24 protein-coding genes are annotated in these 23,629 nt (G+C 69.6%); 12 read left to right on the forward strand and 12 right to left on the reverse strand.

Features of this window, described 5'->3' with window-relative positions; genetic code table 11:
- Nucleotides 1-6: 6 nt before the first annotated feature.
- Together K9U40_RS06980 and K9U40_RS06985 are read left to right on the forward strand one after the other, a co-directional pair.
- Nucleotides 7-1,011 (forward strand): transketolase family protein, encoded by a 1,005-nt coding sequence (locus tag K9U40_RS06980; RefSeq protein WP_282889485.1) that lies wholly within the window; start codon nt 7-9, stop codon nt 1,009-1,011.
- Between the two features lie 69 nt (nt 1,012-1,080).
- A complete protein-coding gene (locus tag K9U40_RS06985; RefSeq protein WP_282889486.1) occupies nt 1,081-1,623 on the forward strand; it encodes a 2,4'-dihydroxyacetophenone dioxygenase family protein in 543 nt (180 codons plus the stop codon).
- A gap of 50 nt (nt 1,624-1,673) precedes the next feature.
- Here the strand turns inward: K9U40_RS06985 and K9U40_RS06990 are convergent, their stop codons facing one another.
- Together K9U40_RS06990 and ribA are read right to left on the reverse strand one after the other, a co-directional pair.
- Nucleotides 1,674-2,426 (reverse strand): SDR family oxidoreductase, encoded by a 753-nt coding sequence (locus tag K9U40_RS06990; protein ID WP_282889487.1) that lies wholly within the window; start codon nt 2,424-2,426, stop codon nt 1,674-1,676.
- A 125-nt stretch (nt 2,427-2,551) separates the two neighbouring features.
- Complete coding sequence (gene ribA / locus K9U40_RS06995) at nt 2,552-3,664, reverse strand: GTP cyclohydrolase II RibA (protein WP_282889488.1); 1,113 nt, start codon at nt 3,662-3,664, stop codon at nt 2,552-2,554.
- 132 nt (nt 3,665-3,796) lie between these two features.
- On the opposite strand from ribA, the gene K9U40_RS07000 reads away from it, so the two are divergent.
- The 4 genes from K9U40_RS07000 to ptsN all read left to right on the forward strand — a co-directional run bounded on the left by K9U40_RS07000 (nt 3,797) and on the right by ptsN (nt 6,657).
- Nucleotides 3,797-4,708, forward strand: a complete 912-nt coding sequence (locus K9U40_RS07000; protein ID WP_282889489.1) for a RibD family protein — start codon at nt 3,797-3,799, stop codon at nt 4,706-4,708.
- A 22-nt stretch (nt 4,709-4,730) separates the two neighbouring features.
- Nucleotides 4,731-5,225 carry a cytochrome b gene (locus tag K9U40_RS07005; RefSeq protein ID WP_432715910.1) on the forward strand — a complete coding sequence of 165 codons (495 nt, stop codon included), beginning with the start codon at nt 4,731-4,733 and terminating at the stop codon, nt 5,223-5,225.
- A 167-nt stretch (nt 5,226-5,392) separates the two neighbouring features.
- A complete protein-coding gene (hpf, locus tag K9U40_RS07010) occupies nt 5,393-5,974 on the forward strand; it encodes a ribosome hibernation-promoting factor, HPF/YfiA family (RefSeq protein WP_282889491.1) in 582 nt (193 codons plus the stop codon).
- 218 nt (nt 5,975-6,192) lie between these two features.
- Nucleotides 6,193-6,657 carry a PTS IIA-like nitrogen regulatory protein PtsN gene (gene ptsN / locus K9U40_RS07015; RefSeq protein WP_282889492.1) on the forward strand — a complete coding sequence of 155 codons (465 nt, stop codon included), beginning with the start codon at nt 6,193-6,195 and terminating at the stop codon, nt 6,655-6,657.
- Nucleotides 6,658-6,736: 79 nt separating this feature from the next.
- Here ptsN and K9U40_RS07020 read toward each other — a convergent pair whose 3' ends face one another.
- From K9U40_RS07020 to K9U40_RS07045, 6 genes are all read right to left on the reverse strand, one after another.
- Complete coding sequence (locus K9U40_RS07020; protein ID WP_282889493.1) at nt 6,737-7,006, reverse strand: DUF1150 domain-containing protein; 270 nt, start codon at nt 7,004-7,006, stop codon at nt 6,737-6,739.
- Between the two features lie 40 nt (nt 7,007-7,046).
- The gene (locus K9U40_RS07025; protein ID WP_282889494.1) at nt 7,047-7,472 is read right to left on the reverse strand and encodes an Hsp20 family protein; all 426 of its coding nucleotides are present in this window, start codon (nt 7,470-7,472) and stop codon (nt 7,047-7,049) included.
- A gap of 196 nt (nt 7,473-7,668) precedes the next feature.
- The gene (locus K9U40_RS07030) at nt 7,669-9,411 is read right to left on the reverse strand and encodes an FMN-binding glutamate synthase family protein (protein WP_282889495.1); all 1,743 of its coding nucleotides are present in this window, start codon (nt 9,409-9,411) and stop codon (nt 7,669-7,671) included.
- A gap of 112 nt (nt 9,412-9,523) precedes the next feature.
- Entirely contained in the window at nt 9,524-10,453 is a 930-nt protein-coding gene (locus K9U40_RS07035) for a sugar phosphate isomerase/epimerase family protein (protein WP_282889496.1), read from the reverse strand.
- Between the two features lie 128 nt (nt 10,454-10,581).
- Nucleotides 10,582-11,355 (reverse strand): glutamine amidotransferase, encoded by a 774-nt coding sequence (locus K9U40_RS07040; protein ID WP_414115028.1) that lies wholly within the window; start codon nt 11,353-11,355, stop codon nt 10,582-10,584.
- Nucleotides 11,356-11,383: 28 nt separating this feature from the next.
- Nucleotides 11,384-11,863, reverse strand: coding sequence for a TerB family tellurite resistance protein (locus tag K9U40_RS07045; protein ID WP_282889497.1), 480 nt, complete (start codon nt 11,861-11,863; stop codon nt 11,384-11,386).
- A gap of 425 nt (nt 11,864-12,288) precedes the next feature.
- On the opposite strand from K9U40_RS07045, the gene K9U40_RS07050 reads away from it, so the two are divergent.
- A complete protein-coding gene (locus K9U40_RS07050) occupies nt 12,289-12,801 on the forward strand; it encodes a PRC-barrel domain-containing protein (protein ID WP_282889498.1) in 513 nt (170 codons plus the stop codon).
- 389 nt (nt 12,802-13,190) lie between these two features.
- The gene (locus tag K9U40_RS07055; RefSeq protein ID WP_282889499.1) at nt 13,191-16,145 is read left to right on the forward strand and encodes a PAS domain-containing protein; all 2,955 of its coding nucleotides are present in this window, start codon (nt 13,191-13,193) and stop codon (nt 16,143-16,145) included.
- Nucleotides 16,146-16,212: 67 nt separating this feature from the next.
- Here the strand turns inward: K9U40_RS07055 and K9U40_RS07060 are convergent, their stop codons facing one another.
- Complete coding sequence (locus K9U40_RS07060; RefSeq protein WP_282889500.1) at nt 16,213-16,512, reverse strand: DUF883 family protein; 300 nt, start codon at nt 16,510-16,512, stop codon at nt 16,213-16,215.
- 156 nt (nt 16,513-16,668) lie between these two features.
- Entirely contained in the window at nt 16,669-17,460 is a 792-nt protein-coding gene (locus tag K9U40_RS07065) for a response regulator (protein WP_282889501.1), read from the reverse strand.
- 276 nt (nt 17,461-17,736) lie between these two features.
- Between K9U40_RS07065 and K9U40_RS07070 the strand changes: the two genes are divergently transcribed.
- From K9U40_RS07070 to K9U40_RS07080, 3 genes are all read left to right on the forward strand, one after another.
- Nucleotides 17,737-19,506 carry a sensor histidine kinase gene (locus K9U40_RS07070; RefSeq protein WP_282889502.1) on the forward strand — a complete coding sequence of 590 codons (1,770 nt, stop codon included), beginning with the start codon at nt 17,737-17,739 and terminating at the stop codon, nt 19,504-19,506.
- Between the two features lie 287 nt (nt 19,507-19,793).
- A complete protein-coding gene (locus K9U40_RS07075; RefSeq protein WP_282889503.1) occupies nt 19,794-20,084 on the forward strand; it encodes a general stress protein in 291 nt (96 codons plus the stop codon).
- Nucleotides 20,085-20,453: 369 nt separating this feature from the next.
- A complete protein-coding gene (locus tag K9U40_RS07080) occupies nt 20,454-20,999 on the forward strand; it encodes a sigma-70 family RNA polymerase sigma factor (RefSeq protein ID WP_282889504.1) in 546 nt (181 codons plus the stop codon).
- A 199-nt stretch (nt 21,000-21,198) separates the two neighbouring features.
- On the opposite strand, the gene K9U40_RS07085 is transcribed toward K9U40_RS07080, so the two are convergent.
- Nucleotides 21,199-21,636 carry a cupin domain-containing protein gene (locus K9U40_RS07085; protein ID WP_282889505.1) on the reverse strand — a complete coding sequence of 146 codons (438 nt, stop codon included), beginning with the start codon at nt 21,634-21,636 and terminating at the stop codon, nt 21,199-21,201.
- Between the two features lie 3 nt (nt 21,637-21,639).
- Nucleotides 21,640-22,413 (reverse strand): hydroxyacylglutathione hydrolase, encoded by a 774-nt coding sequence (gloB, locus tag K9U40_RS07090; RefSeq protein WP_282889506.1) that lies wholly within the window; start codon nt 22,411-22,413, stop codon nt 21,640-21,642.
- 157 nt (nt 22,414-22,570) lie between these two features.
- Between gloB and K9U40_RS07095 the strand changes: the two genes are divergently transcribed.
- Nucleotides 22,571-23,338, forward strand: coding sequence for a class I SAM-dependent methyltransferase (locus K9U40_RS07095; RefSeq protein WP_282889507.1), 768 nt, complete (start codon nt 22,571-22,573; stop codon nt 23,336-23,338).
- Nucleotides 23,339-23,629 lie beyond the last annotated feature (291 nt).

Genomic DNA, 23,629 nt, shown 5'->3' on the forward strand with positions numbered 1-23,629 from the left:
CCCTCCATGACCCGTCCAGCCAACCGGCCCCTTTCGCCCAATTCCTGGCAATACCGCGAGTTGAACGCCAAGACCCCCGGCCTCAGCCATCTCTCCGACGCCCTGATCTCCCTCGCGGAGGCGGGCGAGCCGGTGGTCGCGGGCTCCGCCGACCTGCAATATTCCAACGGCCTCAACACGTTCGCGGCGCGTTATCCGGATCGCTACATCCAGTTCGGCATTTCCGAGCAGAACATGGTGACGGCCGCCGCCGGCCTCGCCACCACCGGGCTCAAGCCCTATGTGGCGACCTTCGCCTCCTTCCTCGGGCTGCTGTGCTGCGAGCAGATCCGCATGGACGTGGCCTATTGCGCCCAGCCGGTGCGGCTCATCGGCCATCACACCGGCATCTCGCTGGGCTTCTACGGCACCTCCCACCACGCCACGGAAGACATCGCCACCATGCGGGCCATCGCCGACCTCACCGTGGTCTCGCCGGCTGACGGTCCCCAGCTCGCTGCCGCCATCAAGGCGTCGGCGGACTATCCCGAGCCCATCTATTTCCGCATCGGCCGGGGCCGCGAGCCGGACGTGTACCCCCTCGACACCCCCTTCACCTTCGGCAAGGCCATCGAGCACCTGGTGGGTGAGGAGATCACGATCATCGCCTGCGGCATGACCGTGCATCCGGCGCTGGAAGCGGCGCGGACGCTGAATGCGCAGGGCCACAGCGTGGGCGTCATCGACATGCCCACCATCAAGCCCCTCGACCGGGCCGCCATCCTCGCCGCCGCGGCACGCTCGAAGGTGCTGATGAGCGTGGAGGAGCACAATGTGCTGGGCGGACTGGGCAGCGCCATCGCCGAGGTGTTGACTGACGAGGGCGCGGGCGTGCGCCTGGTGCGCCACGGCATCCACGACGAATACAGCCTGATCGCGCCGCCCACCCACCTCTATGCCCATTACCGCCTCGACGCGGCGGGCATCGCCGAGGTGGCGCGGGGTGCCATGGGTCTGCGCAAGGCGGCCTGATCACGGCTCTTAGCTCAGAACAGCGCCCCCGTGGCACGGGCCGTGGGGGCGATCACGGGAGGATCAAGAATGACCACCGCTGAACAGCGTGCCCCCGCACCCGTCGACGAGCGCTGGCAGCCCTATCGCAAGCCCCAGCCCGCCGAAGCCGTCCCCGAGCTGGTGGTGGCCCCGGCGGTGCCCGAAGACGAGCGGCTGTGGGTGCCCATCGAGGAGAATGTGTGGTTCCGCCCGCTGCTGCTCTCCGCGTCGTCCGGCTACTGGATGAGCGTGCTGCGGGTGCGGCGCGCCGGGGTGCTCTCGCGCCACCGCCATCCGCAGCCGGTGCACGGCTACGTCATCAAGGGCTCCTGGCGCTATCTGGAGCACGACTGGGTGGCGAGCGAGGGCGGCTATGTCTACGAGGCGCCCGGGGAGACCCACACGCTGGTGGTGGACCCGCACGTGGACGAGATGATCACCCTGTTCCAGGTGAACGGAACCATGATCTATGTGGACCCGGACGGGGCGGTCACCGGCTTCGACGATGTCTTCACCCGCATCGACAAATGCCGCGCCCACTATACGGCCGCGGGCCTCGGCGAAGGCTTCATCGACCAGTTCATCCGGTGATGAGGCTGCGGGCCGGCAGGGGGCCGGCCCGGCTCGCTCCGGAGGCAGGATCAGCCCCGGCCGATGAGGGGCATCTTGGTGGCCATGATGGTCATGAACTGCACGTTGGCATCCAGCGGCAGGCTCGCCATGTAGACCACCGCGCTCGCCACATGGGCCACGTCCATCACCGGCTCCACCTTGATGGAGAGGTCCGCCTGCGGCACGCCGGCCTTCATCTTCTGCGCCATGGGGGTATCGGCATTGCCGATGTCGATCTGACCGCAGGCGATGTCGTAGGCGCGCCCGTCCAGCGACGTGGACTTGGTGAGCCCGGTCATGGCGTGCTTGGTCGCCGTATAGGGGGCCGAATAGGGCCGCGGCGAGGTGGCCGAGATGGAGCCGTTGTTGATGATGCGCCCGCCGCGCGGCTCCTGCGCCTTCATCACGCGGAACGCTTCCTGGGTGCACAGGAACGGGCCGGTCAGGTTGGTGTCCACCACCTGCTTCCACTGGGCGAAGGTGAGGTCCTCCATGGGCACGGCGGGCGCGCCGGTGCCGGCATTGTTGAAGAGGACATCGACCCGGCCGAACTTCTGCACCGTGGCGGAGAACAAGGCGCGGACCGAATCCGGATCGGTCACGTCGGTGGGCACGCACAGCGCGTCGGCGCCGATCTCCGCGGCGGTCTCCTGAAGGGCTTCGAGGCGCCGGCCCGCCAGAGCCACGCCGTAACCCGCCTTGGCCAGCGCCACCGCCACGGCGCGCCCGACGCCCGACCCCGCGCCGGTCACGATGGCGATCTTCTTCCCCGTCCTGCTCATGGCCGTTCCTCCCAAGTCCCCTGCCACGTCTTGCCCCGCGTCTTGTCGCACGGGACCTGGGCGGTTTTAAATCGTTTTGAATACCCCCGACAACCAGCTGGCGGCTTTTTTCACGTGCCGGAACGTCAGTCCGGAGCGCGGGCGGCCAAGGCGTCGAAATCGATATAGTGGCCGGCGCGGTCGCGCTTGGAGGCAAGGTAGCGCACATTCTCGGCGGTGGGGCGGCCCAGCACCCGCTGGTCGGAGACCACGTCGAGCCCCGCCGCCTTCAGCGCCGCGATCTTCTGCGGATTGTTGGTGAAGACGCGCACCGCCTTCACCCCCAGCTGGCGCAGCATCTCGGCGGCGAAGTCGAAGCGCCGCTGGTCGAGGTCGAAGCCCAGCGCGGCGTCGGCGTCGTAGGTGTCGTAGCCCTGGGCCTGCAGGGCATAGGCCCGCATCTTGTTGGAGATGCCGTTGCCGCGCCCCTCCTGGTCCAGATAGAGCAGGATGCCGCCCTCGCCCTCCGCCATGCGGTGAACCGTGTCGCGCAGCTGGTCGCCGCAATCGCACTTCAGCGAGCCGAACAGGTCGCCGGTGAGGCAGGCCGAGTGCAGCCGCACCGCCACCGGCGCGGCAAGGTCCGGACGGCCCACCACGATGGCCACCTGGTCGCGCAGACCCTCGCCGCCGCGAAAGACCACGAACTCCGTCTCCGGCGCGCCTTCCAGCGGCACCGGCGCGCGGCCGACGATGGCGAGCCGCGCCACCTGGGCGGCGCGATAGGCCATCACGTCCGCCGCGTCCACGACGAGGAGGCCGGGCCCCGCTTCGGCCGGCACCGCGGACACCACGGCGGCGGGCAGGACCAGGGCAAGGCCGAGAAGCTCAAGGGCGGCGAGATCGGCGGAGCCGGCCGGCGCCACCGGCGCATCCACCCGCGCATCGGGACGCAGCGCAAGGGCGGCGACGCGCTCCGCGTCGAGCGACGGCAGGGCCACGGTACCGGACTGCGCGCGGGGGGCACCCATCTTCAGAAGGCGCGGCGCCGGCAGAACGAGACGGGCGTCGGATGCGCCCGCCGCAGCGAGGGCGGTGGCCGCGCCGGCATCGAAGGCCTCGGCGCCGATGACCAGCGCGGTCGCGCCCTCCGCGGCGATGCGCACGGCACGCCCGGCGCGCACTTCGCAAAGCGCCCGCTCCACCGCCAGTTCCCCGGCACCCCGACCAAGGCCGAGGCCGTCAACCACCGAAGTCATGAAGCCCCCCTTGCGGACAGAGGCGGCGCCGCCATGCGCCTAAAAAGATCCATGGATGCAGCAGGGGCGTAACAAACGCGGGCGTATAGCGTTCCTGCTCACATGCTCCATCTCTACGGCGGGCGAGGACCGATGGATGACAGGACCCCGCGGCGGCCGCCGCACCACGCGACGGTATCGCCTGAAGTGGCGACGGCCCGTCCGATCCACAAGGGCGAAGGCCCCTTCGTGGTCGCCCAGCTCGGCCAGTCGCTGGACGGGCGGATCGCGACGCCATCGGGAGAGTCCAAATATATCAACGGCCCGCACGCCCTCGACCACCTGCACGCCTTGCGCGCCGGCGTGGACGCGGTGGTGGTGGGGGTGGGCACGGTGTGTGCCGACGATCCGCTGCTCACCGTCCGCCGCGTCGCGGGGCGAAGCCCGGCGCGGGTGGTCATCGACCCGTCCGGCCGCGCCGATCCCGCCGCCCGCTGCTTCATGGCCGACGGCGCCCGCCGCATCGTCCTGCGCCGCGCCGGGATCACCGCCCCGGTCGCCGCGGGGGTGGAGGTGATCGCCTTCGCGGATGCCGGCACCTTCGATCCTGCGGCGATTCTCGAAGCCCTGGCGGCCCATGGCCTGACCCGCATCCTGGTGGAAGGCGGCGCGCGCACGCTCTCGGCCTTCATGGAGTCCGGATGCCTTGATGCGCTTCACGTTTTCGTGTCTCCGGTCATCCTTGGCGCCGGCCGCATCGGCCTGACGCGCAAGGCATGCGACACTTTGGCAGACGCCCTGCGGCCGGCCGCGCGGGCGCATGTATTTCCGGACGGCGACGTGCTGTTCGCGTGCGACTTCGCCCGAGCCGCGGGCCACGCTGGCGACCTCGACCGTCCGCAACACGCCGGGAGGGAGGCCCAAGCCCATGACGCCAGAGCCCATGACACCCAACCCCATGACACCCAACCCGACCGCGCCCAACCCGACCGCGCCCAACCCGACGACGGTCGGCCCGGAGGCGTCCGCGTCCATCGTGCCCGCCGCCTACGTGCGGCCGGCTAGGTGGCTCCACTGGATCATGGCCGTGCTGGTCCTGTCCGTGATCCCGGCCGGCTTCACCATGATGAACCTGCCGTCCGGGCCGGCGCAGGACCGGTTCTTCGACATTCACCGGTCGATCGGCTTCACCATCCTGTGCCTCGCGGTGCTGCGGGTGGTGGTGCGCATCCTCAATCCGCCCCCGCCCCGCCCCGCCAACCTGCCGTTCGCGCTCTGGCTCGGGGCCGAGGTGATACATTACGCCCTCTACACGCTGCTGCTGGTGATGCCGGTGCTGGGCTGGCTTGCTTCCAACGCCTTCGGCTCGGCGGTGCGCGTCTATGGCCTGTTCACCCTGCCCATGCTCGTGGGCAAGGACGACGCCCTCGCCGACCTGTTCGGCGTGACGCACCAGCGGCTCTGCTACCTGATGATCATGCTGCTGGTCCTGCACATCGGCGGTGGCCTCTGGCACGGCATCATCCGGCGCGACGGGGTGCTCTCGCGCATGCTGCCCCATCTCTCGCGCCCACGGGCGTGAGAGCCGAAGCGCGAGCCCGGTGGCCTTCCTCGGGCGGCTTCGGCCTGTGCTTCGCTTGCGTCTTCCGTTGACATGCCGGCGAAGCACTCCTACCACTTGTACTGCCGGCCGGTTTGTAATGCAGGGATGGGTCGAGATCTCGGCCCGTCCATAGGGGATCAAATCGCATGGCCCTACGCGTGTCCGGAAAGAATATCGACGTCGGCGAAGCCCTTCGCCAGCGTCTCACCGAGCGGGTCTCCGAAGTCCTTGCCAAATATTTCGACGGCGGATGGTCGGGACATGTCACCGTCTCCAGGGACGGATCGGGCTACCGCTCCGAATGCCTGCTCCATCTTGATTCAGGCGTGAACCTGCAAGCGCATGGCAGCGCCCAGGATGCCAATTCCTGCGCCGATTCGGCGGTGGAGAAGATCGAGAAGCGCCTGAGGCGCTACAAGCAGCGACTCAAGGATCGTCACGGCCATGGCAACGGCGCGAACGACTTCGCGGCCCAGAGCTACGTCCTCAGCGCCGCCCCCGAGGGGGAGACGGAAGAGGAGCTCGCAGGCTGGAGCCCCACTGTCGTGGCCGAACAGGTGACGCGCCTGCGCTCGCTGTCCGTCGCCGACGCGGTGGTGGAACTCGACATTACCGGCGCGCCGGTGGTGGTGTTCCGCCATGCCGGGCACGGGCGGGTGAGCGTGGTCTATCGCCGCCCGGACGGTCATGTGGGCTGGATCGACCCCGCCGCCGAAGATCTCCACTGAGCCTTTCGGCCCGCACGCGGGCCGTGGCTTGAGCCTGGAGCGCGATCCCATTAATGGAGGCCGCAACGACGACCTCCGGGAGGGGACGACCCTCCGCGTGTTGAACAGAGACGGATCTGGCCGGGTGGGGAAGCAAGGCCTTGCTCCCCGCCCGGCATCCGGCTCTCGCGTCCGCCGCTTATTTCGAGCCTCGGCCGCTCGCCGCAGGGATCCGATCCATGCCTCTCGCCGACCTTCTCGCCCCGGAAGCCATTTTTCCCATGCTGCGGGCGAGCAGCAAGAAACAGGCGCTCCAGGAATTGTCGCACCACGCGTCCCTCCTGATGGGCCGCGACCAGCGGGAGATCTTCGAGACCCTGCTCCAGCGCGAGCGCCTCGGCTCCACCGGCGTCGGCAACGGCATCGCCATCCCCCACGGCAAGCTGCCGGGGCTGACGAAGCTGTTCGGCCTGTTCGCGCGGCTGGAAAAGCCCATCGACTTCGAATCGCTGGACGGAGCCCCCGTGGACCTCGTCTTCCTGCTGCTGGCGCCGGAAGCGGCCGGCGCGGACCATCTGAAAGCGCTCGCCCGCGTCGCCCGCATGCTGCGCGATCCGGACGTGGTGGAAAAGCTGCGGGCCAACCGCGATGCCGGCACCATTCACACGCTGCTCACGGCGTCATCTGCATCCAACGCGGCCTGAGGGCCATTCAGGGCCTCAACCCGCGTTTCGAGCGAGGCGGATACCACCTCGCTCGAAAAAACGCAGGAAGCCGGATACTTCAGTGGACGCTGACGGGCACCAGCTGGTGCTGAACCGCATTGGCTAGGGCGGCCTCGCGGCTGTCGGTGAGCATGATGGGCGTGCCATCCGCCGCGTGCAGGGTGAACAGCGTCATCCCCGGCGCGATCTGCGGCGCCTGCGGAAACAGCGCCTGCACATCCTCTGAGCGGATGGTGCGCACATAGGCAATCTCGCCGCCGCCCAGAATCGCGAGGGCTTCGGGGGTGATCGCCTCGGCGGCGATCTGGTGTTCGGTGTCGTGGGTCATCTCAATACTCCTCACTCCGGGCAATGCGGCACAGCTCCCCTCAACGGCGGGAGACGATGTCGATGCGCTTGGCGTGGCGAGCAGGTTCCGGGCGAACCAGATCCACCGAAAGCAGACCGTTCTTCAATTCCGCCCCGAGCACATTCATGCCTTCGGCGAGAACGAAGGTGCGCTGGAATTGCCGGGCCGCGATCCCCCTGTGCAGGAAGACGCGGTCCTGCCCATCCTCGACCTGACGGCCCCGGATGGTCAGCTCCTTCTCCTCGAGAACGACTTCAAGCTGGTCCGCCGTGAAGCCCGCCACCGCCAGGGTAATCCTGAGGCGCAGCGGCTCGCCGGCGGCTTCGATCCTCTCCACATTGTAGGGAGGATATCCCTCCGCGCTCTTGGCGACCCGGTCGAGCGCCCGCTCGACCTCGTCGAACCCCAAGAGGAAGGGGGACGACAGCGAAGACATCCGCGACATCGGTCAAAGCCCTCGTCAAGCGACTTTGCATTGCCGGGCGCGCACCTATCCGGCCGCGCCCGCCGGGGCCCTTACGGCACCCCGACGCAACGGATATGGGAAGGCCCGGGCGGCACCGCAAGACATGTCGCCGTGCCTTCAGGGGGGAGCTTTCCATGCGCGGGCATGGGCCGGCATTCCCTTGGCCCGAAACGTTTCACGCGGCCCGGCGGGGACCCACGGCGGCGCGGGGGGCGAAGCTGTCGGCGTCCGCCGCCTGCCAGTCGGGCCCATAAGGCGTCTCGTCCGGCGCCTCCAGCAGCGCGCCGGCGGCCACGAAGGGATAGAGCCGGTCCAGCGGCTTCACCTCGATGGGGCTCACCCGGTGCCACACATGGTGCGGCAGCAGCTCGCCGGGATGGAAGAGGCCCGCCGCCGCCACCAGCTCGGCGAGGGCGTGCACGGTGCGGCGGTGGAAGCTCTCCACCCGCTCCGCCTTTTCCGGCACCACCAGGCCGCGCTGGAGATGGGGGTCGTTGGTGGTGACGCCGGTCGGGCAGGTGCCGGTGTGGCACCGCATGGACATGACGCAGCCCAGCGAGAACATGAAGGCGCGCCCGGCGTTGCACCAGTCGGCGCCGATGGCCATGTTCGCCGCCATGGAGAAGCCGGAGGTGACCTTCCCCGACGCGGCGAGCTTCACCTCCCGGCGCAGCCCCGTGCCCACCAAAGCATTGCGCATCAGGATGAGCCCCTCGCGCAGCGGCATGCCGAGATGGTCGGCCAGCTCCGGCGGCGCCGCCCCGGTGCCGCCTTCCGCGCCGTCCACGACGATGAAGTCCGGGCGGATGCCGGTCTTCAGCATGGCCTTGGCGAGGGCGAACACCTCGCTCGGATGGCCGACGCACAGCTTCAGCCCCACCGGCTTGCCGCCGGACAGCTCGCGCAGCCGGGCGACGAACTCCATCATCTGCGCCGGGGTCGAGAAGGCGGAGTGGCGCGCGGGGGAGATGCAGTCCTCGCCCATGGGAATGCCACGGGTCTCGGCGATCTCCGGCGTCACCTTGGCGGCGGGCAGCACGCCGCCGTGGCCGGGCTTGGCGCCCTGGGAGAGCTTGATCTCCACCATCTTCACCTGGTCGTCGGCGGCGCGCTCGGCGAAGCGCTCGGGCGAGAAGGTGCCGTCGCGGTTGCGGGCGCCGAAATAGCCCGAGCCCAGCTCCCACACGACGTCGCCGCCATGGGTGCGGTGATAGGGCGAGAAGCCGCCCTCCCCGGTGTCGTGATAGAAGCCGCCGTTGCGCGCCCCGAGATTGAGCGCCTCGATGGCATTGCGCCCCAGCGAGCCGAAGCTCATGGCCGAGATGTTGAGAACCGAGGCGGAATAAGGCTTCGTGCAGGCCGGCCCGCCCACCGTAACCCGGAACGGCTCGTGCACCACCGCTGCCGGGGCGAGCGAGTGGGTCATCCACTCATATTCGGCGGAATAGGTGTTGAGCTCGGTGCCGAAGGGCTGCCGGTCCTCCTCGTTCTTCGACCGGGCATAGACGATGGAGCGCTCGTCGCGGTTGAACGGGCGTTCGGAAAGGTCGTCCTCCATGAGGTACTGGCGCAGATAGGGCCGCAGCGCCTCGAACATCCAGCGCACGGAGCCCACCACCGGATAGTTGCGCAGCAGCGAATGCTCGGACTGGATGATGTCGAACACGCCCACCAGCACCAGCGGGAACAGGACGCAGAACCCGATGAGCCAGCGCGCGTGGTCCGTGAAGGACAGGACGAGGCTGAGCGCGGCCAGCGCCACCAGCGCGATGAAGACGCTGTAGCGGGCGAGAAGCGCGGCGAGGCTGGGCGAGATCAGGCGGCCGCCGGCGGCGGGGGCCGGTACCGGGATGGGAGGCGCAAGCGTGGGCTTTTCCGTTCTGGACGCGGCAGCGAGTGGCTCTTCGGCTCTGTGCATGGGCGATCCTCCCCAGCGCCAAGCTAGAGCATTCCCGCGGCCCGATGAAACGCGAAATGCTCTAGCACATTGTTTTGCCGTGTTTTCTCCCCACCCGCGGGGGAAGGCCGCCTCAGGCGGACGCGGTGGCGCCCGCGGTGGCGGCAAAGCGCTCGGCGAGGGCGCGGACGACCGGGATCTGGGCGGGAAGCTCGCTCCAGTAGCGGCGGTGAAGCTCCAGGTTCACCACGGTGCCGGGAGCGAAGCGGCAGCGGGCGGCCACGTCGTCCCATTTGATGCCGCCCCAGCCCACCGGCAAATGCAGGTCGCCCTCGCCCAAAGCGAGGCGCTCGGCCTCGTCCATGGTCCAGCTCTCCAGTGGACGGCCGAAGCTGTCATGCACATGGACGTGCCGGGCAAAGGGAGCCAGAGCACTGATTTCGTTCATGAAATCCACCCGTGCCTCGGTGGCCCGCAGGAAGGCGTGGCTCACGTCCAGGGTGGCGCGCACATGGGGATGATCGAGGGCGTCCAGCTCCCCGGCAAGGCGCGAGGGCAGCGCGGTCTCCCGCATGGGCTCGAAGCGGAATATGTTTTCAACGCAGAGAGTTACGCCCACCTCCGCAGCCTTGTCGCCGGCCCGGGCGAGGGCGTCGCGCTGGCGGGAATAGGCCACGTCCACGTCGTCCTCGCCGCGCACGCAGCCGGTGTGGAGGACGAGATTGACCGCGCCCAGGGCGCCGGAGATGGCGATCATGGCATCGAGCAGGGCGGCATGGCGGGGCAGGCGCGCCACCGGGGACATCAGATTGATGGCGAGCGGGCCATGGACCGTATAGCCGAAGGGCCGCTCCCGGGTCATCCCGACCAGCCGGTCGAGCCGGTCCTCGAGCACCCGCCCGTTTACCACGAGGTTCCAGGCGAATGCCGGAAGCTCAACGAAATCAACGCCTAGCGCCTCCGCCTCGTCGAGCTTTTCGGGCAGGTCCTCGAACTCCGGCGCACTGGCGCGGATCGAATAGCCGATGCCGCGAATGGGGGCGGCGGGCGTGCGGGCATCCATGGTGGATCTCCAGGTCGGCGCCGCCGGACCGGCGGTAACAAGGATCGCTACGCCACCATACCCCATGTGGATGACAATCGTGCGGGGCCCGGCCGCCATATCGGGAAGTTCGTCACCATCGGCAGGGTTCAGGCCGACTTCGGTTCAACTGGCCCGGGGCAGGGACCCAGAAAGGCATCGAGGAACGCGTCGAGCCAGCGGCACACCGCGCCATCGTACCGCCCCCACCCCTCCAGATGCGCCTCCCGGGGCTGGGCCCCCGGACTGGTGAGCCGGTGGGCGCCGCGCTCGGTCCAGGCGCACATCATCTCCCGCGTGACCTCCGGATGGAACTGGAGGCCGTAGGCGGAACCGCCATAGCGGAAGGCCTGGTTGGGGAAGGCCGCGCCGGTGGCGAGCAGCTCCGCCCCGGCCGGCAGGTCGAAGCCCTCGGAGTGCCAGTGATAGACATGGCTCGGCCACGGCATCAGGGCAGCGCCGGCCGCGGTGGCTTCCAGCGGATAGTAGCCGATCTCGCAGGCGCCCTCCTCGTGGGGGGCGACGCGGGCGCCGAGCGCGCGGGCCATGAGCTGGGCGCCAAGGCAGACGCCGAGGCTGGGGGTGGCGCAGGCCAGCGCCCGCTCGAGGAGGCGGATCTCCTGCGTGATGAAGGGAGCCGGATCGTTGGCGCTCATGGGGCCGCCGAACACCACCACTCCGTCATGGCCGTCGAGCCGGTCGGGCAAGGCGTCGCCCAGGGCCGGGCGGCGCACATCGAGGGCATAGCCGCGCCGCTCGAGGCGCTCGCCGATGCGACCGGGGGTAGAGCGGGCCTGATGCAGCACCACCAGCACGGTGCCGGCCGCAGGCGAGGCACCTGTTGCCGTGGCGATGTCCGCGGCCGTGTCGCCGGTCGGCTCCAGACCCGCCACCGTAACGCCTCTGCCAGAGCTATTCCGGTTGCTCACCGCCTGTTTCCGTTTCCTCCCGGACCTCGCGGCGGATGCGGATGCGATCGCGCGAGCCGACGTTCAGAAGCTCAGCCGCGCGCCACACGAGGTTGTCCTCGAACTCGCTGAGGCCACCATCGGCATAGGCGACCTCGAACATCATCTCCACGATGCGGCGGCGGCCCTCGTCGTCCAGCGCACGATTGAGCACGCTGGTGAAGGCATAAAGATCCACCGCCTCGGCATCCTTGGCAATGGCAAGCTCGACCAGAGCCTCGCTCTCCTTCCCGTCCAGCCCGAAGCGGCTGGCGAGGATGGCCTGCAGCACGGCCTGCTCCTCGGCGGTCACCGCGCCGTCGATGGACATCACATGCACCAGCAGGGCCGCCGCGGCGAGGCGATAGTCGGTCTCGTCGAATGCCGCCGCCTCGCGGGCGCCGCCGGTGATGTCGGTGATGAAGTCGGAGAGGGTGCGGAACATGCGCCTTCAATCCTTGGTCGGGGCTGATCCGCCTGTGCCATGCCGCCTTTCCGCGCGCAAGGGTCCCGCGGCGCTCGTGCCCGGACCGGGCGGGGAGGGCGACCCGGCGACGGCCCGTCCGGGCCGGCGGCTCCATGCACGGCGCAAGGACCTTGCCCGGCCGCGGCGCGCCACGCCGGCGCTTGCTGGCCCCCTTTCGCGGGGGCCGTGCACAAAATCAAGATTGGAACCCACCCCGGTGGACAGAGTTTATGAAGCAGCAGACGGAAGATGAAAGTCTTCCGCTGTCTGCAAGATTGGCACGAGTGATCGTCCAGCTTCCGGACCAGACGCACGGGAGCTTCATGCCCGACCGGTGAAGCTTTCGCCTTGGTGACGGCAATCTGGACCACTCGCGCATCCCAACAATCCATGAGGAGGACAACATGAAGAATACCCCGATCTACGCTGCCATCGCGACCATTCTTCTTTCCACCACCGCCCTGGCGCAGACCGCGACCACGCCGGCGAGCCCCACTCCTCCGGCCGCCACCACTCCGATGGCGCCGGGCGCGACCATGGGCCAGTCCGGCCAGGCCTTCATCCAGCAGCAGCGCGCCGACCAGCATCTCGCTTCCAGCCTCATCGGCATGTCCGTGCACGGCGCGGCCGACGAGACTCTCGGCGAGATCAACGACCTCCTCCTCGACCGCAACGGCATGGTCTCGGCCGCGGTGATCGGCGTCGGCGGCTTCCTCGGCGTCGGCGAGAAGGATGTGGCGGTGCCGTTCCAGGCGGTGGAGGTCACCCGCAATGCCGACGGCAAGAACCGGCTGGTGCTGCGCAAGACCAAGGACGAGCTGAAGGCCGCGCCGGAGTTCGCGAAGTACGAATCCGCCCCGGCCACCACCGGCAGCGTGGCCAAGCCGGCCACCACGCCCCCCGCTACCGCCCGCTGACGAGCGGGCGCAATCGGGGCTCCGCGGGACGGCATGCCGGAGGCGGAGCATCCGGACGGGGGAACGGGAGCCGCGCGGCTCCCGTTTTCATTTACCCGGCGCAGCGTGCTCCTTCTTGCGTTTAGAGGGCGATTCACCGAAACGGATGGTACCCATCCGTTTCGAAAAGTTGACCCACCAGATCAAAGAGTTGTGGTTCGACCTGCTCGCGACAGATGGGTTCCATCTGTCGCGGTCGAACCACCAGGCGCCGCCTGAAGGCCGCCGCAGGCCGTTCCACAGGAAACGTCAGAGCAGGGGCCTTGTCATGGAAACCGTGCGGCGGCTTGAAGGTTGAACCTTCCGCCCCTTCAAGGGCATTGTTGCCGCCCACCGCCGCAGGAGCATGGATGGACCTGTCCAGCCGGGGCCTGGCCGGCCTTTTTCTGAAGATCATCTCGGAGCCGCGTTCGCTCAAGTCGCGGCTCGGCTTCGCATGCGTCGTGCTTGCCGCCGCATTCGCCCTGCGATTCGGCCTCAGCCTCTCCATGCGGGAACTGGCGCCCTTCCTGTTCCAGCTTCCGGCCATCGTCGTGGTGACTCTGATCAGCGGCGCGCGGGTCGGCTTTGCCGCCGTCGCGCTCCTCGTCGCCGCCAACGCCGCGCTGCTGCCCGCCAGGGCCTGGAGCGACCTCGACGGCAGCTTCGGCGCCGTGGCGGGCCTGTTCTCCTTCACAGTGAACGGCTTCGGCCTGTGGCTGATCGGCACGCTCATGCGGGTCAGCGTCCGGCGCCTGAATGCCACCCATGGCGCGCTCCGCGCCGCCGTGGCCGAGCAGAACACCGTCGTCGCGACCCTGGAGGCGCTGCTGCAGCACGCCCCCGTGGGCTTCGCCTTCTTCGACCGGCGGCTGCGCTTCATGCGGGTCAACGAGACGCTGGCGCGCATGGTGGGCATTCCCGCCGGCGAGCATGTGGGCCGCTCGCTCATGGACATGCTGCCGCACCTGTCAGGCGCGATCACGCCGGGGCTGGAGCAGGTGCGCGCCACCGGCGCCGTCCTCGCCGACGTGGAGGTGGAAGGCGCCACCCCGGCCGAGCCGGGCGTGTGGCGGCACTTCCTGGTAAGCTTCTTCCCGGTGCGCACGAAGGGCGGCCCGGCCGCCACGAAAGGCGAGGCCATCGGCCAAGAACTCACGAAAGGCGAGGCCATTGGCCAAGAACCCGTGAAAGGCGAGGCCATCGGCCTCGTGGGCATGATCGTCACCGAGATCACCGGGCGCAAGAAGGCGGAAAAGGCGCTGGGCGAGAGCGAGCAGCGCTATCGCCTGCTCGCCGAGGCCCTGCCCAAGATGGTCTGGACCGCCCGGCCCGACGGCACGGGCGACTATTACAACCGCCGCTGGGGCGAATATACCGGCGTCACCGCCCCGGCGGGCGAGGTGGTGGAGTGGCACACCTTCCTGCATCCGGATGACCAGGCGGCCGCCCTCGATGCCTGGAAGTGCTCCCTCGCCTCGGGTGATCCCTACAGCCGCGAGTGCCGGTTCCGGGCCGGCGACGGCAGCTATCGCTGGTTCCTGTGCCGCGCCGTCCCGGTGCGCGACGAGGACGGGCGCATCGACCGCTGGTACGGCAGCTGCACCGACATTTCCGAGATCGTCGCCGCCCGCCAGGCCCTCGCCCGCACCAACGAGGACCTGGAGCGCATCGCCAGCGCGCGCACCGCGGAGCTGGCCCGCGCCAACGCCCTGCTCAAGCAGGAGATGGAGGACCGCCTGACGGCCGAGGCGCAGCTGCGGCAGGCCCAGAAGATGGAGGCGGTGGGCCAGCTCACCGGCGGCATCGCCCACGATTTCAACAACCTGCTCACCGTCATCGTCGGCAATCTGGAAGCCGCGGAGCGGCGCGTCGCCAAGGACCCCGGGAACAAGGACGCGGCCGACATCCGCCGCTTCCTCGACTATGGCCGGCAGGGCGCGCTCCGGGCCGCGACCCTGACCCAGCAATTGCTCGCCTTCTCCCGCCGCCAGCCGCTGAATCCGCGCCCCACCGACATCAACACCCTCATCACCGGCATGTCGGAGATGCTGCGCAGCGCGCTGGGCGAGCGGGTGACGGTGGAGACCGTGCTCGCCGGCGGCCTCTGGCGCGCCGAGATCGACCACAACCAGCTGGAGAACGCCATCCTCAACCTCGGGGTCAACGGCCGCGACGCCATGCCCTCGGGCGGCACGCTGACCATCGAGACCGCCAACGCCTATCTGGACGAGGCCTATTGCGCCGCCCACGAGGACCTGGTGCCGGGCCAGTACGTGGCCGTCTTCGTCAGCGATACCGGCACCGGCATGGCGGAGGAGGTGCGGGCGCGGGCGTTCGAGCCCTTCTTCACCACCAAGGGCCCGCGCGAGGGCACCGGGCTCGGCCTCAGCCAGGTCTACGGCTTCGTGAAGCAGTCCGGCGGCCATGTGGTGATCCACAGCGCGCCCGGCGCGGGCTCGACGGTGAAGCTCTATCTGCCGCGCCACCCCGACGCGGCCGCCCCTGAGCCCGCCGCCGGGCGCCCCGAGCGCCCGCGCCGCCGGGGAACCGCCCGCGTGCTCCTGGTGGAGGGCGACGCCGACCTCAGGGCCCGCGACGCCGCCACCCTGCGCGCCGCCGGACATGCGGTGACGGAAGCCGGGGACGCCGCCGCGGCCCTCGCGGCGCTCGACGGCGGCGCGGCGCCGGACCTGCTCGTCACCGACCTCGACCTCGACGCCGGCGAGGCCGGCCGGATGGACGGCCGCGACCTGGCCACGGCGGTGCGGCACCGGCTCACCTCGGTAAGGGTGCTATTTACGGCCGCCTATGCCAGAAATGCCGTCGTCCATCCCGGACGGCTCGACCATGGGGCGCGTCTCCTGAAGAAGCCGTTCAGCCAGGCGGAGCTCGTCGCGAAGGTGAAGGACGTTCTGGAAGCGCCGGGAATCCGTGGCACCGTCCTGCTGGTAGAGGACGAGCCCTTCGTCGCGCTGGTGGCGCGGCAGATCCTGGAGGATCACGGCTTCGAGGTCACGGTGGCCTCCCACGGCCACGCCGCCCTCGCTTATGCCGAGGCGGGCGTGGCCGACCCGTCGCGCGACGCCCTGGTTCTGGCGGTGGTGGATGTGGGCCTGCCGGACATGCGCGGCGACGAGGTGGTGCGCCGGCTCGCCGTCATCGCCCCTGCGCTGCCGGTCATCATCGCTACCGGCTACGGCACCCAGGATCTGGAAGGCGAGTTCGGCGGCATCGGGCGGATCGCGCTCATCGGCAAGCCCTATGACGGCGCCACCCTGCGCGGCGCCCTGCGCAACCTGGGCTTCGACATCGAAAGCGAATGAGGGAGCGGGCGGCGCCCACCCCCTCCCTCCGGCATGCGCTCCCGCTCGCGGCCCGGCGGCGGCGCGCTCAGCGCCGCAGCAGGATCTGGCCGAGGATGACGCCGACGCCGGCGGCGATAGCGCAGGCGGTGATGGGCTGCTCGCGGATGCTCTCGCGCAGGGTCATGTACTGACCCTCGGCCCAGTCGGACACATCCTCCGCGGCGCTTTCCGCCTCGCCCTTGGCACCCTTGACGCCGCTGCTGGCGGTCTTGCCGAGGGTCTCGATCAGCTGGGCGAAATCCGCCCTGAGCTGGTCGAGGTCCGCGCGGACGTCACTCAGGCTCGGCTCGGCGGTGGTGCTCACGATCTCGGGCTTCTGGACCATGTGGTGTCTCCACGGATGAACGGGTGTGACGGATGCGCCTTCCGGCCGGCAGGTGGCCCTATGGGCCGCCCGCGCTGCTGCCACAGGACTGCTGCCATAGTGCTCCTGCCGGAAATAAGGAATGGCCGGCCGGATGGTTCCCCTTCGGACCGCGCTTCAGGCGGTCCTTGCCTTGAGGTTCTCCGGCTCGGCCCGTGCCTCGTGGAAGAACAGCGCCTGGGCGATGGTGGCCTTCACCGTCTCGGTCAGGAACGGCTTGGTGATGAGATAGGTCGGCTCCGGCCGCTCGCCGGTGAGCAGGCGATCCGGGAAGGCGGTGATGAAGATCACCGGCACGTTGAAGCTCTCCAGGATCTCCGTCACCGCCTCGATGCCCGACGAGCCGTCGGCGAGCTGGATGTCGGCCAGCACCAGGCCGAAATTGCCCGCCCGCGCCAGCTCCACCGCCTTGGAGTGGGTGGGGGCGACGCCGATCACCTCGTGGCCGAGCTCCGCCACCAGGGTCTTCAGGTCGAGGGCGATCACCCATTCGTCCTCGATGATGAGGACGCGGGTGGCGAGCTGGCGGTCGATCTCGCGCTGCGCCGCCACCACCTGGGCCTCCACCTCGTCGAGGCCGGTGCCGAGGATGTTGGCGGTCTCGGCGAAGGAGAAGCCTTCCATGGCGGTGAGCAGCAGCGCCACCCGGGACGACAGGTCCATGGCCTGCAGGCGCTGGTCGGCGCGCAAGGCCACCGCCCCGCCTTGCGGCTGGCGGTTCCAGACCTCGTGGAACGCCTTGTAGAGCGCCACCCGGGGCGAGACCGCGGCATCCACCACCACCTTGCCGTCAAGGATGGCCTGGAGCGTATTCTGGACGAGGAGATCGCCGGCCGCCTGAGAGCCCACGAGCGCCCGCGTGTAGCGGCGCAGGAACGGAAGCTGCTTGACGAGCGAGTTCGATGCCATGCGAAATCCCTTGGAAGCTGACGTGTTGGACCCTGTCCAGCCGGGGCCGCCCTGGGACGGCCGGCCGATGCGGAAAGGGCTGTCAAAACCCAGTAACGCTTGGGCTGGGTGCGAAGTTCCCGAACCGAGGGGGAACCTCTCCCGGCGCGCCGCATTATACTGCAAGCGCAGACGAGCTTAAGCGGCGAGTTTCCGGCAGCGCCGGGACCGCGGAAGTGAGGCGTGGACACGGGTCGCCGACAGTCGGATGGTCTTTGAGGTCCTTGCGGAGCGATCATGGATTTGGGCAAGGCGGAGGCCGCACGGGCACGCCACAGGGAGCGCAATGCCATTTTTGCGTCGGCAGCCGGCCAGCCCCGCACGCTCTTCGACAGCGTGCGGCGGCGTCTCGTCCTCGTCGTACTCCTCGCTCTGGCGCCCATCGCGGCGCTGAACATCGCCCAGGGCGTGATGCAGCTGAACAATGCGGAGGAGGACGCCCGCCAGCGCCTGCTCCAGCATGCCGTAAGCGCCGCCGCCTCCCAGCAGAACATCTTCGCCTCCGCCGAGAACGTGCTTTACGCGCTCAAGAACGTGGAGGACGTGCGCTCGGCGGGGCCCAGTTGCGCCGCCACGCTGCGGGGCGCGACCCTGAGCCTGCCCTTCGCCGCCAATATCGGCGTGCTCACCCCGCAGGGCGTGGTGACCTGCGCCGCCCTGCCCTTCCCCGGCCGCTCGGTGGGCGAGGAGGCCTGGTGGCAGGCCGCCGTGGCGCGGCCGCGCTTCAGCCTGGTGGGCCCGGTCCGCAGTCCGGGCGCCAATGTGGACGTGCTCGTCGGCGTGCTGCCCTTGCGCGACGCCGCGGGGCGGCTCGAGGGCGCGGTGGCCCTCGGGATCGAGGTCAACTGGCTCGACAACCTGCTGAAGCAGCAGACCCCGCCCTCCGGGGGCATCGTCGCCCTGTTCTCGGACACCGGACAGGAGCTGGTGTCCAACGCAAGGTCCATGAGCGCCGCCCTGTTCGACCGCGCCACGTTCCGGGCCACCGGCCAGGAGCCGCGCAGCACGCTTTATGAAAGCACCGACCCGTCGGGCAAGAGCTGGACCTTCGCCACGGCCCCGCTCGGGCGCGACGGGCTCACCGTGGCCTTCGCCCTGCCCTCGGACCGCCTGTTCGGCTGGACCTTCGTGACGGTGGCGGCGAGCATCCTGCTGCCGGCCCTCATCATCATCCTGTCGCTCATCGCCCTGTGGGTGGCGGTGGACCGCGTCATCCTGCGCTGGCTGCTCTATCTGCGCCGGGTGACGGCGGTCTATGCGCAGGGCCATTACGGCTTCCGGCCGACCCGCCTCGATGCCGCGCCCTCGGAATTCCGCGTGCTCGGCCACGCGGTGGAGAACATGGCCTTCGCCGTGCGCCACCGCGACGCGCGCCTGCGCGAAAATCTCGCCGAAAAAACCGCGCTGGTGCGCGAGATCCACCACCGCATCAAGAACAGCCTGCAGGTGGTGGTCAGCCTGCTCAGCCTCTACGGATCCGGCATCGGCAAGAGCGAGGACCGACGCCGGTTCGACCAGCTGCGCCTCAGGGTCAACACCCTCGCCCTCGTGCACCGCATCCTCTACGAGGCCAATGACGGCTCGCAGGTGCACCTGCGCGAGCTGCTCGGCGAGCTGGCCTCGCTGATCGAGGGCAGCACCGACACCAATGTGCGCATCGCCGTGGAGGCCGAGGACGTGCCCCTGCCCACGGACATGGCGGTGCCCCTCGCCCTCATGGTGGTGGAGGTGGCGCTCAACCTTGCCTTGCCCCACGGCACCGCTCCCATGCCCTCGCCCATGGTGCTGAGCGGAAGCCGGAGCGGCGAGCGCCTTCACCTCGCCCTGCGCAGCACCGCCGGCCGCTGGGACGAGAAGGGCACCGCCACCGACCTCGCCGCCGGCTTCGCCTCCCAGCTCGGGGGCAGCCTCAGCCGCCACGCCGAGGCGGGGGGTGCGCTGGTGGTGGCCGGGGACTTTCCCTGCCGCCCCGCGTTCGGGCCGAAGGCCGCCCGGACCGCGTCCTGAGCTTTTTCCCTGAACGGTTCTGCCGCGCCAAACCCATGACCAGCCCGCGCGGCGCTGGTCGCGGGAGCCACGGGCCGGCGCATTCTCGGCCGCATGAATCGGAACCGGAGCCGCCCTCGCTCGTTGTTCTACAGCACGTGCCGGTCGGCCTGCGCCGCAGCCGGACCGGCCAACGTTTTCGTTGGATTGGGAGGCGGGCGACCGATCAGGCCAAAGGCCATCCGGTCGGGTCCGGCTCCAGGGGTATCGCCATGGCGATACGGTCCCAATTGGCAGGAGCAGAGCACATGGACAAGGCTCGAACCAAGGGCACGTCGCAGCGCGGGTTCGCCGCCATGGACGCGGAGAAGCAGAAGGCCATCGCCCGCAAGGGTGGCGAAAGCGTTCCCGCCGAAAAGCGCAGCTTCTTCCAGAATCGCGCGCTGGCGGCGGAAGCCGGACGCAAGGGTGGCCAGAGCGTCGCCGACGAGCATCGCAGCTTCTCGCGGGACCGCGCGCTGGCCTCGCAGGCCGGCCAGAAGGGCGGCCAGAAGAGCAGCCAGTCGGGCGGAACCCCCTCCACCGGCGGCAACTCCTGATCGCCGCCTCCGGATACCGGCGCCGGGGATGGAACCGGAGAGCCCGGACGGACGTTGACCCTCGTCCCGTCCGGCAAAGGTCCGGTTCGGCGTGGGGTCCGTCGGCAGGGACATATTCGCGGGCCGTGCGGCATTCGGGGAGGTCGCAGCCATGTGACGGACGGTTTCTTCCACGCGGCTCCCTCGCCCGTGCACCGGAGGCGAGCGCGCACCATATGAGATGGAGCGCCGAACGCCTGCCCGAGCGGATGGCCCGAGCGTCACCATGTGCGCGTCGAGCCGCCCAACCGTTTCGCCCGACAGATAGGCCGCCGAATGGACTTGCTCGCGGATCGCGAAGGGAATCACCAGGAAAGGGGTCGTCGAGAGATGGATGCCGCCGCCCTGCGCACGCAGGTGCTCGAATTCCTTCCGGCACTGCGCGCCTTCGCGCGATCGCTGACCCGGAACCGCACGGAGGCGGACGACCTGGTGCAGGAAACCCTGCTCAAGGCGCTCTCCAACATCGACAAGTTCGATCCCGGCACGAACCTGCGCGCGTGGCTGTTCACCATCCTGCGCAACACCTACTACACCGAGATCCGCAAGCGCCGCCGCGAGAATGACGGCATGAGCGCGCTGGCCCAGCAGGACACCAATGTGGGCCCGAGCCAGGAATGGTCGGCGACCCTCACCTCGCTCAAGGAGGCCCTCACCCGATTGCCCGACGACCAGCGCGAGGCGCTGGTGCTGGTGGGCGCTGCGGGCCTGTCCTACGAGGAGGCCGCAGAGGTGTGCGGCTGCGCCCTCGGCACCATCAAGAGCCGGGTGAACCGCGCCCGCGCCAAGCTCCTCGTCCTCATGGGCGCGGAGCAGACCTCGGACGTGGTGGAAGGCGACGCCGTCGCCCTGTCCGCCGCACGCAGCATCGGCTAGTGGATCAACCGAAACGGATGGTACCCATCCGTTTCGAAAAGTTGACCCACCAGATCAAAGAGTTGTGGTTCGACCTGCTCGCGACAGATGGGTTCCATCTGTCGCGGTCGAACCACTAGAGGGCGATCCGATCAGATTGCGAGGCAAGCTGATCGGGAAATCGCCCTCCAAATTCAAGAAAGAGCACGCGCCTGCTGCTTCACTCCGGCTCCCAGCCGGGCGGCGCCAGCTCGAACCCCTCGAACCGGAAGGCCGGCGCCACGGTGCAGCCCACCAGCGTCCAGGCGCCCCGGCTTTCCGCCGCCTGCCACGCGAATGCCGGCACCACCGCCTGCGGCCGCTCGCCGGCCGCGAGGTCCGGACCCAGCATCACCGCGCGCCTTCCCTCCGCATCGGCGATGGCGAGCGTCAGCGGCGCGCCGGCATGCCAGTGCCAGATTTCGGCTGCATCCACCCGGTGCCAGTGGGAGCGCTGGCCTGCCGCCAGCAGGAAATAGATGGCCGTGGACGCGCCACGCCCGCCGTCCGCAGGCAGATCGCGGAAGGTCTCGCGGAAATATCCGCCCTCCGGGTGCGGCCTGAGATCGAGGAGGGCGACCACCTCCTGCGCCGACAGGCCGGGGCTTGCGTCGGCCACCGTTCAGCCCTTGAAGGCGTTCTTGCGGGCGCGCAGCTCGGTGAAGACGGCGGCCGGCTCCGCGCCCGCCATGCCGAGGCGCTCCGCCATGGCGGGATCGTCCGCGCGCAGGAACGGATTGGCGGCCAGCTCGTCCCCGAGGCGCGAGGGAATGGTGGGGGTGCCGGCATCCCGCTTCCTCTGCGCCTCGCCGTAGAGGCGCACGAGGGTGGGGTTTTCCGGATCCACCGTGGCGGCGAAGCGGGCATTGGCAAGGGTGTATTCGTGGCCGCTGTAGAGATGAAGGTCCTCCGGCAGCGCGCGCAGGCGCTGGAGCGAACCCCACAGCACCGGCGGCTCGCATTCCAGCGGCCGGCCGCAGCCCAGCGTGAACAGGGTGTCGCCGGCGAACAGCAGCTTCTCGCCCTCGAACAGGTAGGTGGCGGGGCCGGCGGTGTGTCCGGGCGTCTCCAGCACCCGCCCCACCAGCGAGCCCACCGCGACGGGGTCGCCGTCCACCACCTCGACATCGAGGCCGGGAATCCTGTCGGCCTCGGATTTCGGACCCACCACGGTGGCGCCGAACCGCGCCTTCACGGCCGGGATGCCCTGTGTGTGGTCGGCATGGTGGTGGGTGACGAGGATGTGGGTGAGGTTCCAGCCTTCCGCCTCCAGCGCCGCGATGACCGGGGTCGCCTCCGGCACGTCCACCACGGCGGTCGCCTCGGTGACCGGGTCGTGGATGAGCACGGCGTAATTGTCTTCGAGGCAGGGAACGAGGCGGATCTCGGCTGGCACGGTCGCGGGTCTCCGGAGCGCGGGCGGAACACGAATCGGCAGGACGCCCGAATGGGTTGCGGACGCGCGCGGCATGATCCTCTATTAAGCCGCCGAGCGAAAGAGCGGCACGCGCGCCGCGACGCGACCTCCCGCTGCGGCCGGAAGAAGAGGATCCATGTTTCTCGACGTCGTCGACCTGCGCAATTTCTACGCCCAGCCCCTCGGCATCATGACGCGGCGCCTGCTGGGCCGGGCCATCCGCTCGCGCTTCGACGACGTGACCGGCCTGAGGGTGCTGGGCCTCGGCTATGCGACGCCCTATCTGGGCGTGTTCCGCGAGGAGGCCGAGCGCTGCATCGCGGTGATGCCGGCGGCACAGGGCGTGGTGCGCTGGCCCTCCGCCGCCCCCACCCTCGCCACCCTCGCCGACGAGACGCTGCTGCCCTTCCCCACATCGAGCATGGACCGGGTGGTGGTGGTGCATGCGCTGGAGATGACCCCCAACGCCGCCGAGATGCTGAACGAGGTGTGGCGGGTGCTGGCGCCGGGCGGCCGTCTGCTTGCCGTGGTGCCCAACCGGCGCGGGGTGTGGGCGCGCATCGACACCACGCCGTTCGGCAACGGCCGGCCGTTCTCGCGCGGGCAGGTGGTGACGCTGCTGCGGCAGGCCCTGTTCACTCCGGTGGGCTGGAACGAGGCGCTGTACGCGCCGCCGAGCCGCTGGTTCCTGCGCACGGCGGTGGCGTGGGAGCGCGTGGGCGCCCGGCTGGCCCTGCCGTTCTCCGGGGTGCTGGTGGTGGAGGCGACGAAGCAGCTCTACCGCCCGGTCCCGGCGCGCAAGCCGCGCCTCGCCCCGGCGCTGGAGCCGGCCCTGGACGGCAGCCTCGTCGGAGGAGTGGCGCCGGCGGGCCGGGTGCAGCTCCCCTTGTCCATGCGCGACTGAGGACCCTCTTTGGGACATTGGATACGACCGCAACCACGACCGGACCGTCATGCCCGGCCTTGTGCTGCGTTGCGGAGCGTCGCGCCTGGCCGACCACGTGAATGGCCGGAACCCGCAAGCTTTCGGGTCCCGTTCGCAAGGGCGGAAATCGGCAACAGCCGACTTCCGGCCCCCCGCATGACGGGGGTGAAGCGCCGAAGGAGGCTGCAAGCGCCCATCCGGCTGCATCTTCAAGCGGGCTCCAAACCCGCTCAAAGGGCTGATGGCGCGGTCCTGCCCCCTCCCCATCCC

This window comes from Xanthobacter autotrophicus (assembly GCF_030015065.1).
GTDB classification, from domain to species: Bacteria; Pseudomonadota; Alphaproteobacteria; order Rhizobiales; family Xanthobacteraceae; genus Xanthobacter; species Xanthobacter autotrophicus_D.

Bases quoted from the DNA above. Each gene is read 5' to 3' on its own strand.
- K9U40_RS07035 (WP_282889496.1), bottom strand. From the start codon at position 10,453: ATGGATGCCCGCACGCCCGCCGCCCCCATTCGCGGCATCGGCTATTCG.
- K9U40_RS06980 (WP_282889485.1), top strand. From the start codon at position 7: ATGACCCGTCCAGCCAACCGGCCCCTTTCGCCCAATTCCTGGCAATAC.
- K9U40_RS07050 (WP_282889498.1), top strand. From the start codon at position 12,289: ATGAAGAATACCCCGATCTACGCTGCCATCGCGACCATTCTTCTTTCC.
- K9U40_RS07045 (WP_282889497.1), bottom strand. From the start codon at position 11,863: ATGTTCCGCACCCTCTCCGACTTCATCACCGACATCACCGGCGGCGCC.
- K9U40_RS07065 (WP_282889501.1), bottom strand. From the start codon at position 17,460: ATGGCATCGAACTCGCTCGTCAAGCAGCTTCCGTTCCTGCGCCGCTAC.
- hpf (WP_282889491.1), top strand. From the start codon at position 5,393: ATGGCCCTACGCGTGTCCGGAAAGAATATCGACGTCGGCGAAGCCCTT.
- K9U40_RS07055 (WP_282889499.1), top strand. From the start codon at position 13,191: ATGGACCTGTCCAGCCGGGGCCTGGCCGGCCTTTTTCTGAAGATCATC.
- K9U40_RS06990 (WP_282889487.1), bottom strand. From the start codon at position 2,426: ATGAGCAGGACGGGGAAGAAGATCGCCATCGTGACCGGCGCGGGGTCG.
- K9U40_RS07025 (WP_282889494.1), bottom strand. From the start codon at position 7,472: ATGTCGCGGATGTCTTCGCTGTCGTCCCCCTTCCTCTTGGGGTTCGAC.
- K9U40_RS07000 (WP_282889489.1), top strand. From the start codon at position 3,797: ATGGATGACAGGACCCCGCGGCGGCCGCCGCACCACGCGACGGTATCG.
- K9U40_RS07080 (WP_282889504.1), top strand. From the start codon at position 20,454: ATGGATGCCGCCGCCCTGCGCACGCAGGTGCTCGAATTCCTTCCGGCA.
- K9U40_RS07030 (WP_282889495.1), bottom strand. From the start codon at position 9,411: ATGCACAGAGCCGAAGAGCCACTCGCTGCCGCGTCCAGAACGGAAAAG.
- K9U40_RS06985 (WP_282889486.1), top strand. From the start codon at position 1,081: ATGACCACCGCTGAACAGCGTGCCCCCGCACCCGTCGACGAGCGCTGG.
- K9U40_RS07075 (WP_282889503.1), top strand. From the start codon at position 19,794: ATGGACAAGGCTCGAACCAAGGGCACGTCGCAGCGCGGGTTCGCCGCC.
- ptsN (WP_282889492.1), top strand. From the start codon at position 6,193: ATGCCTCTCGCCGACCTTCTCGCCCCGGAAGCCATTTTTCCCATGCTG.
- K9U40_RS07020 (WP_282889493.1), bottom strand. From the start codon at position 7,006: ATGACCCACGACACCGAACACCAGATCGCCGCCGAGGCGATCACCCCC.
- K9U40_RS07060 (WP_282889500.1), bottom strand. From the start codon at position 16,512: ATGGTCCAGAAGCCCGAGATCGTGAGCACCACCGCCGAGCCGAGCCTG.
- ribA (WP_282889488.1), bottom strand. From the start codon at position 3,664: ATGACTTCGGTGGTTGACGGCCTCGGCCTTGGTCGGGGTGCCGGGGAA.
- K9U40_RS07070 (WP_282889502.1), top strand. From the start codon at position 17,737: ATGGATTTGGGCAAGGCGGAGGCCGCACGGGCACGCCACAGGGAGCGC.
- K9U40_RS07095 (WP_282889507.1), top strand. From the start codon at position 22,571: ATGTTTCTCGACGTCGTCGACCTGCGCAATTTCTACGCCCAGCCCCTC.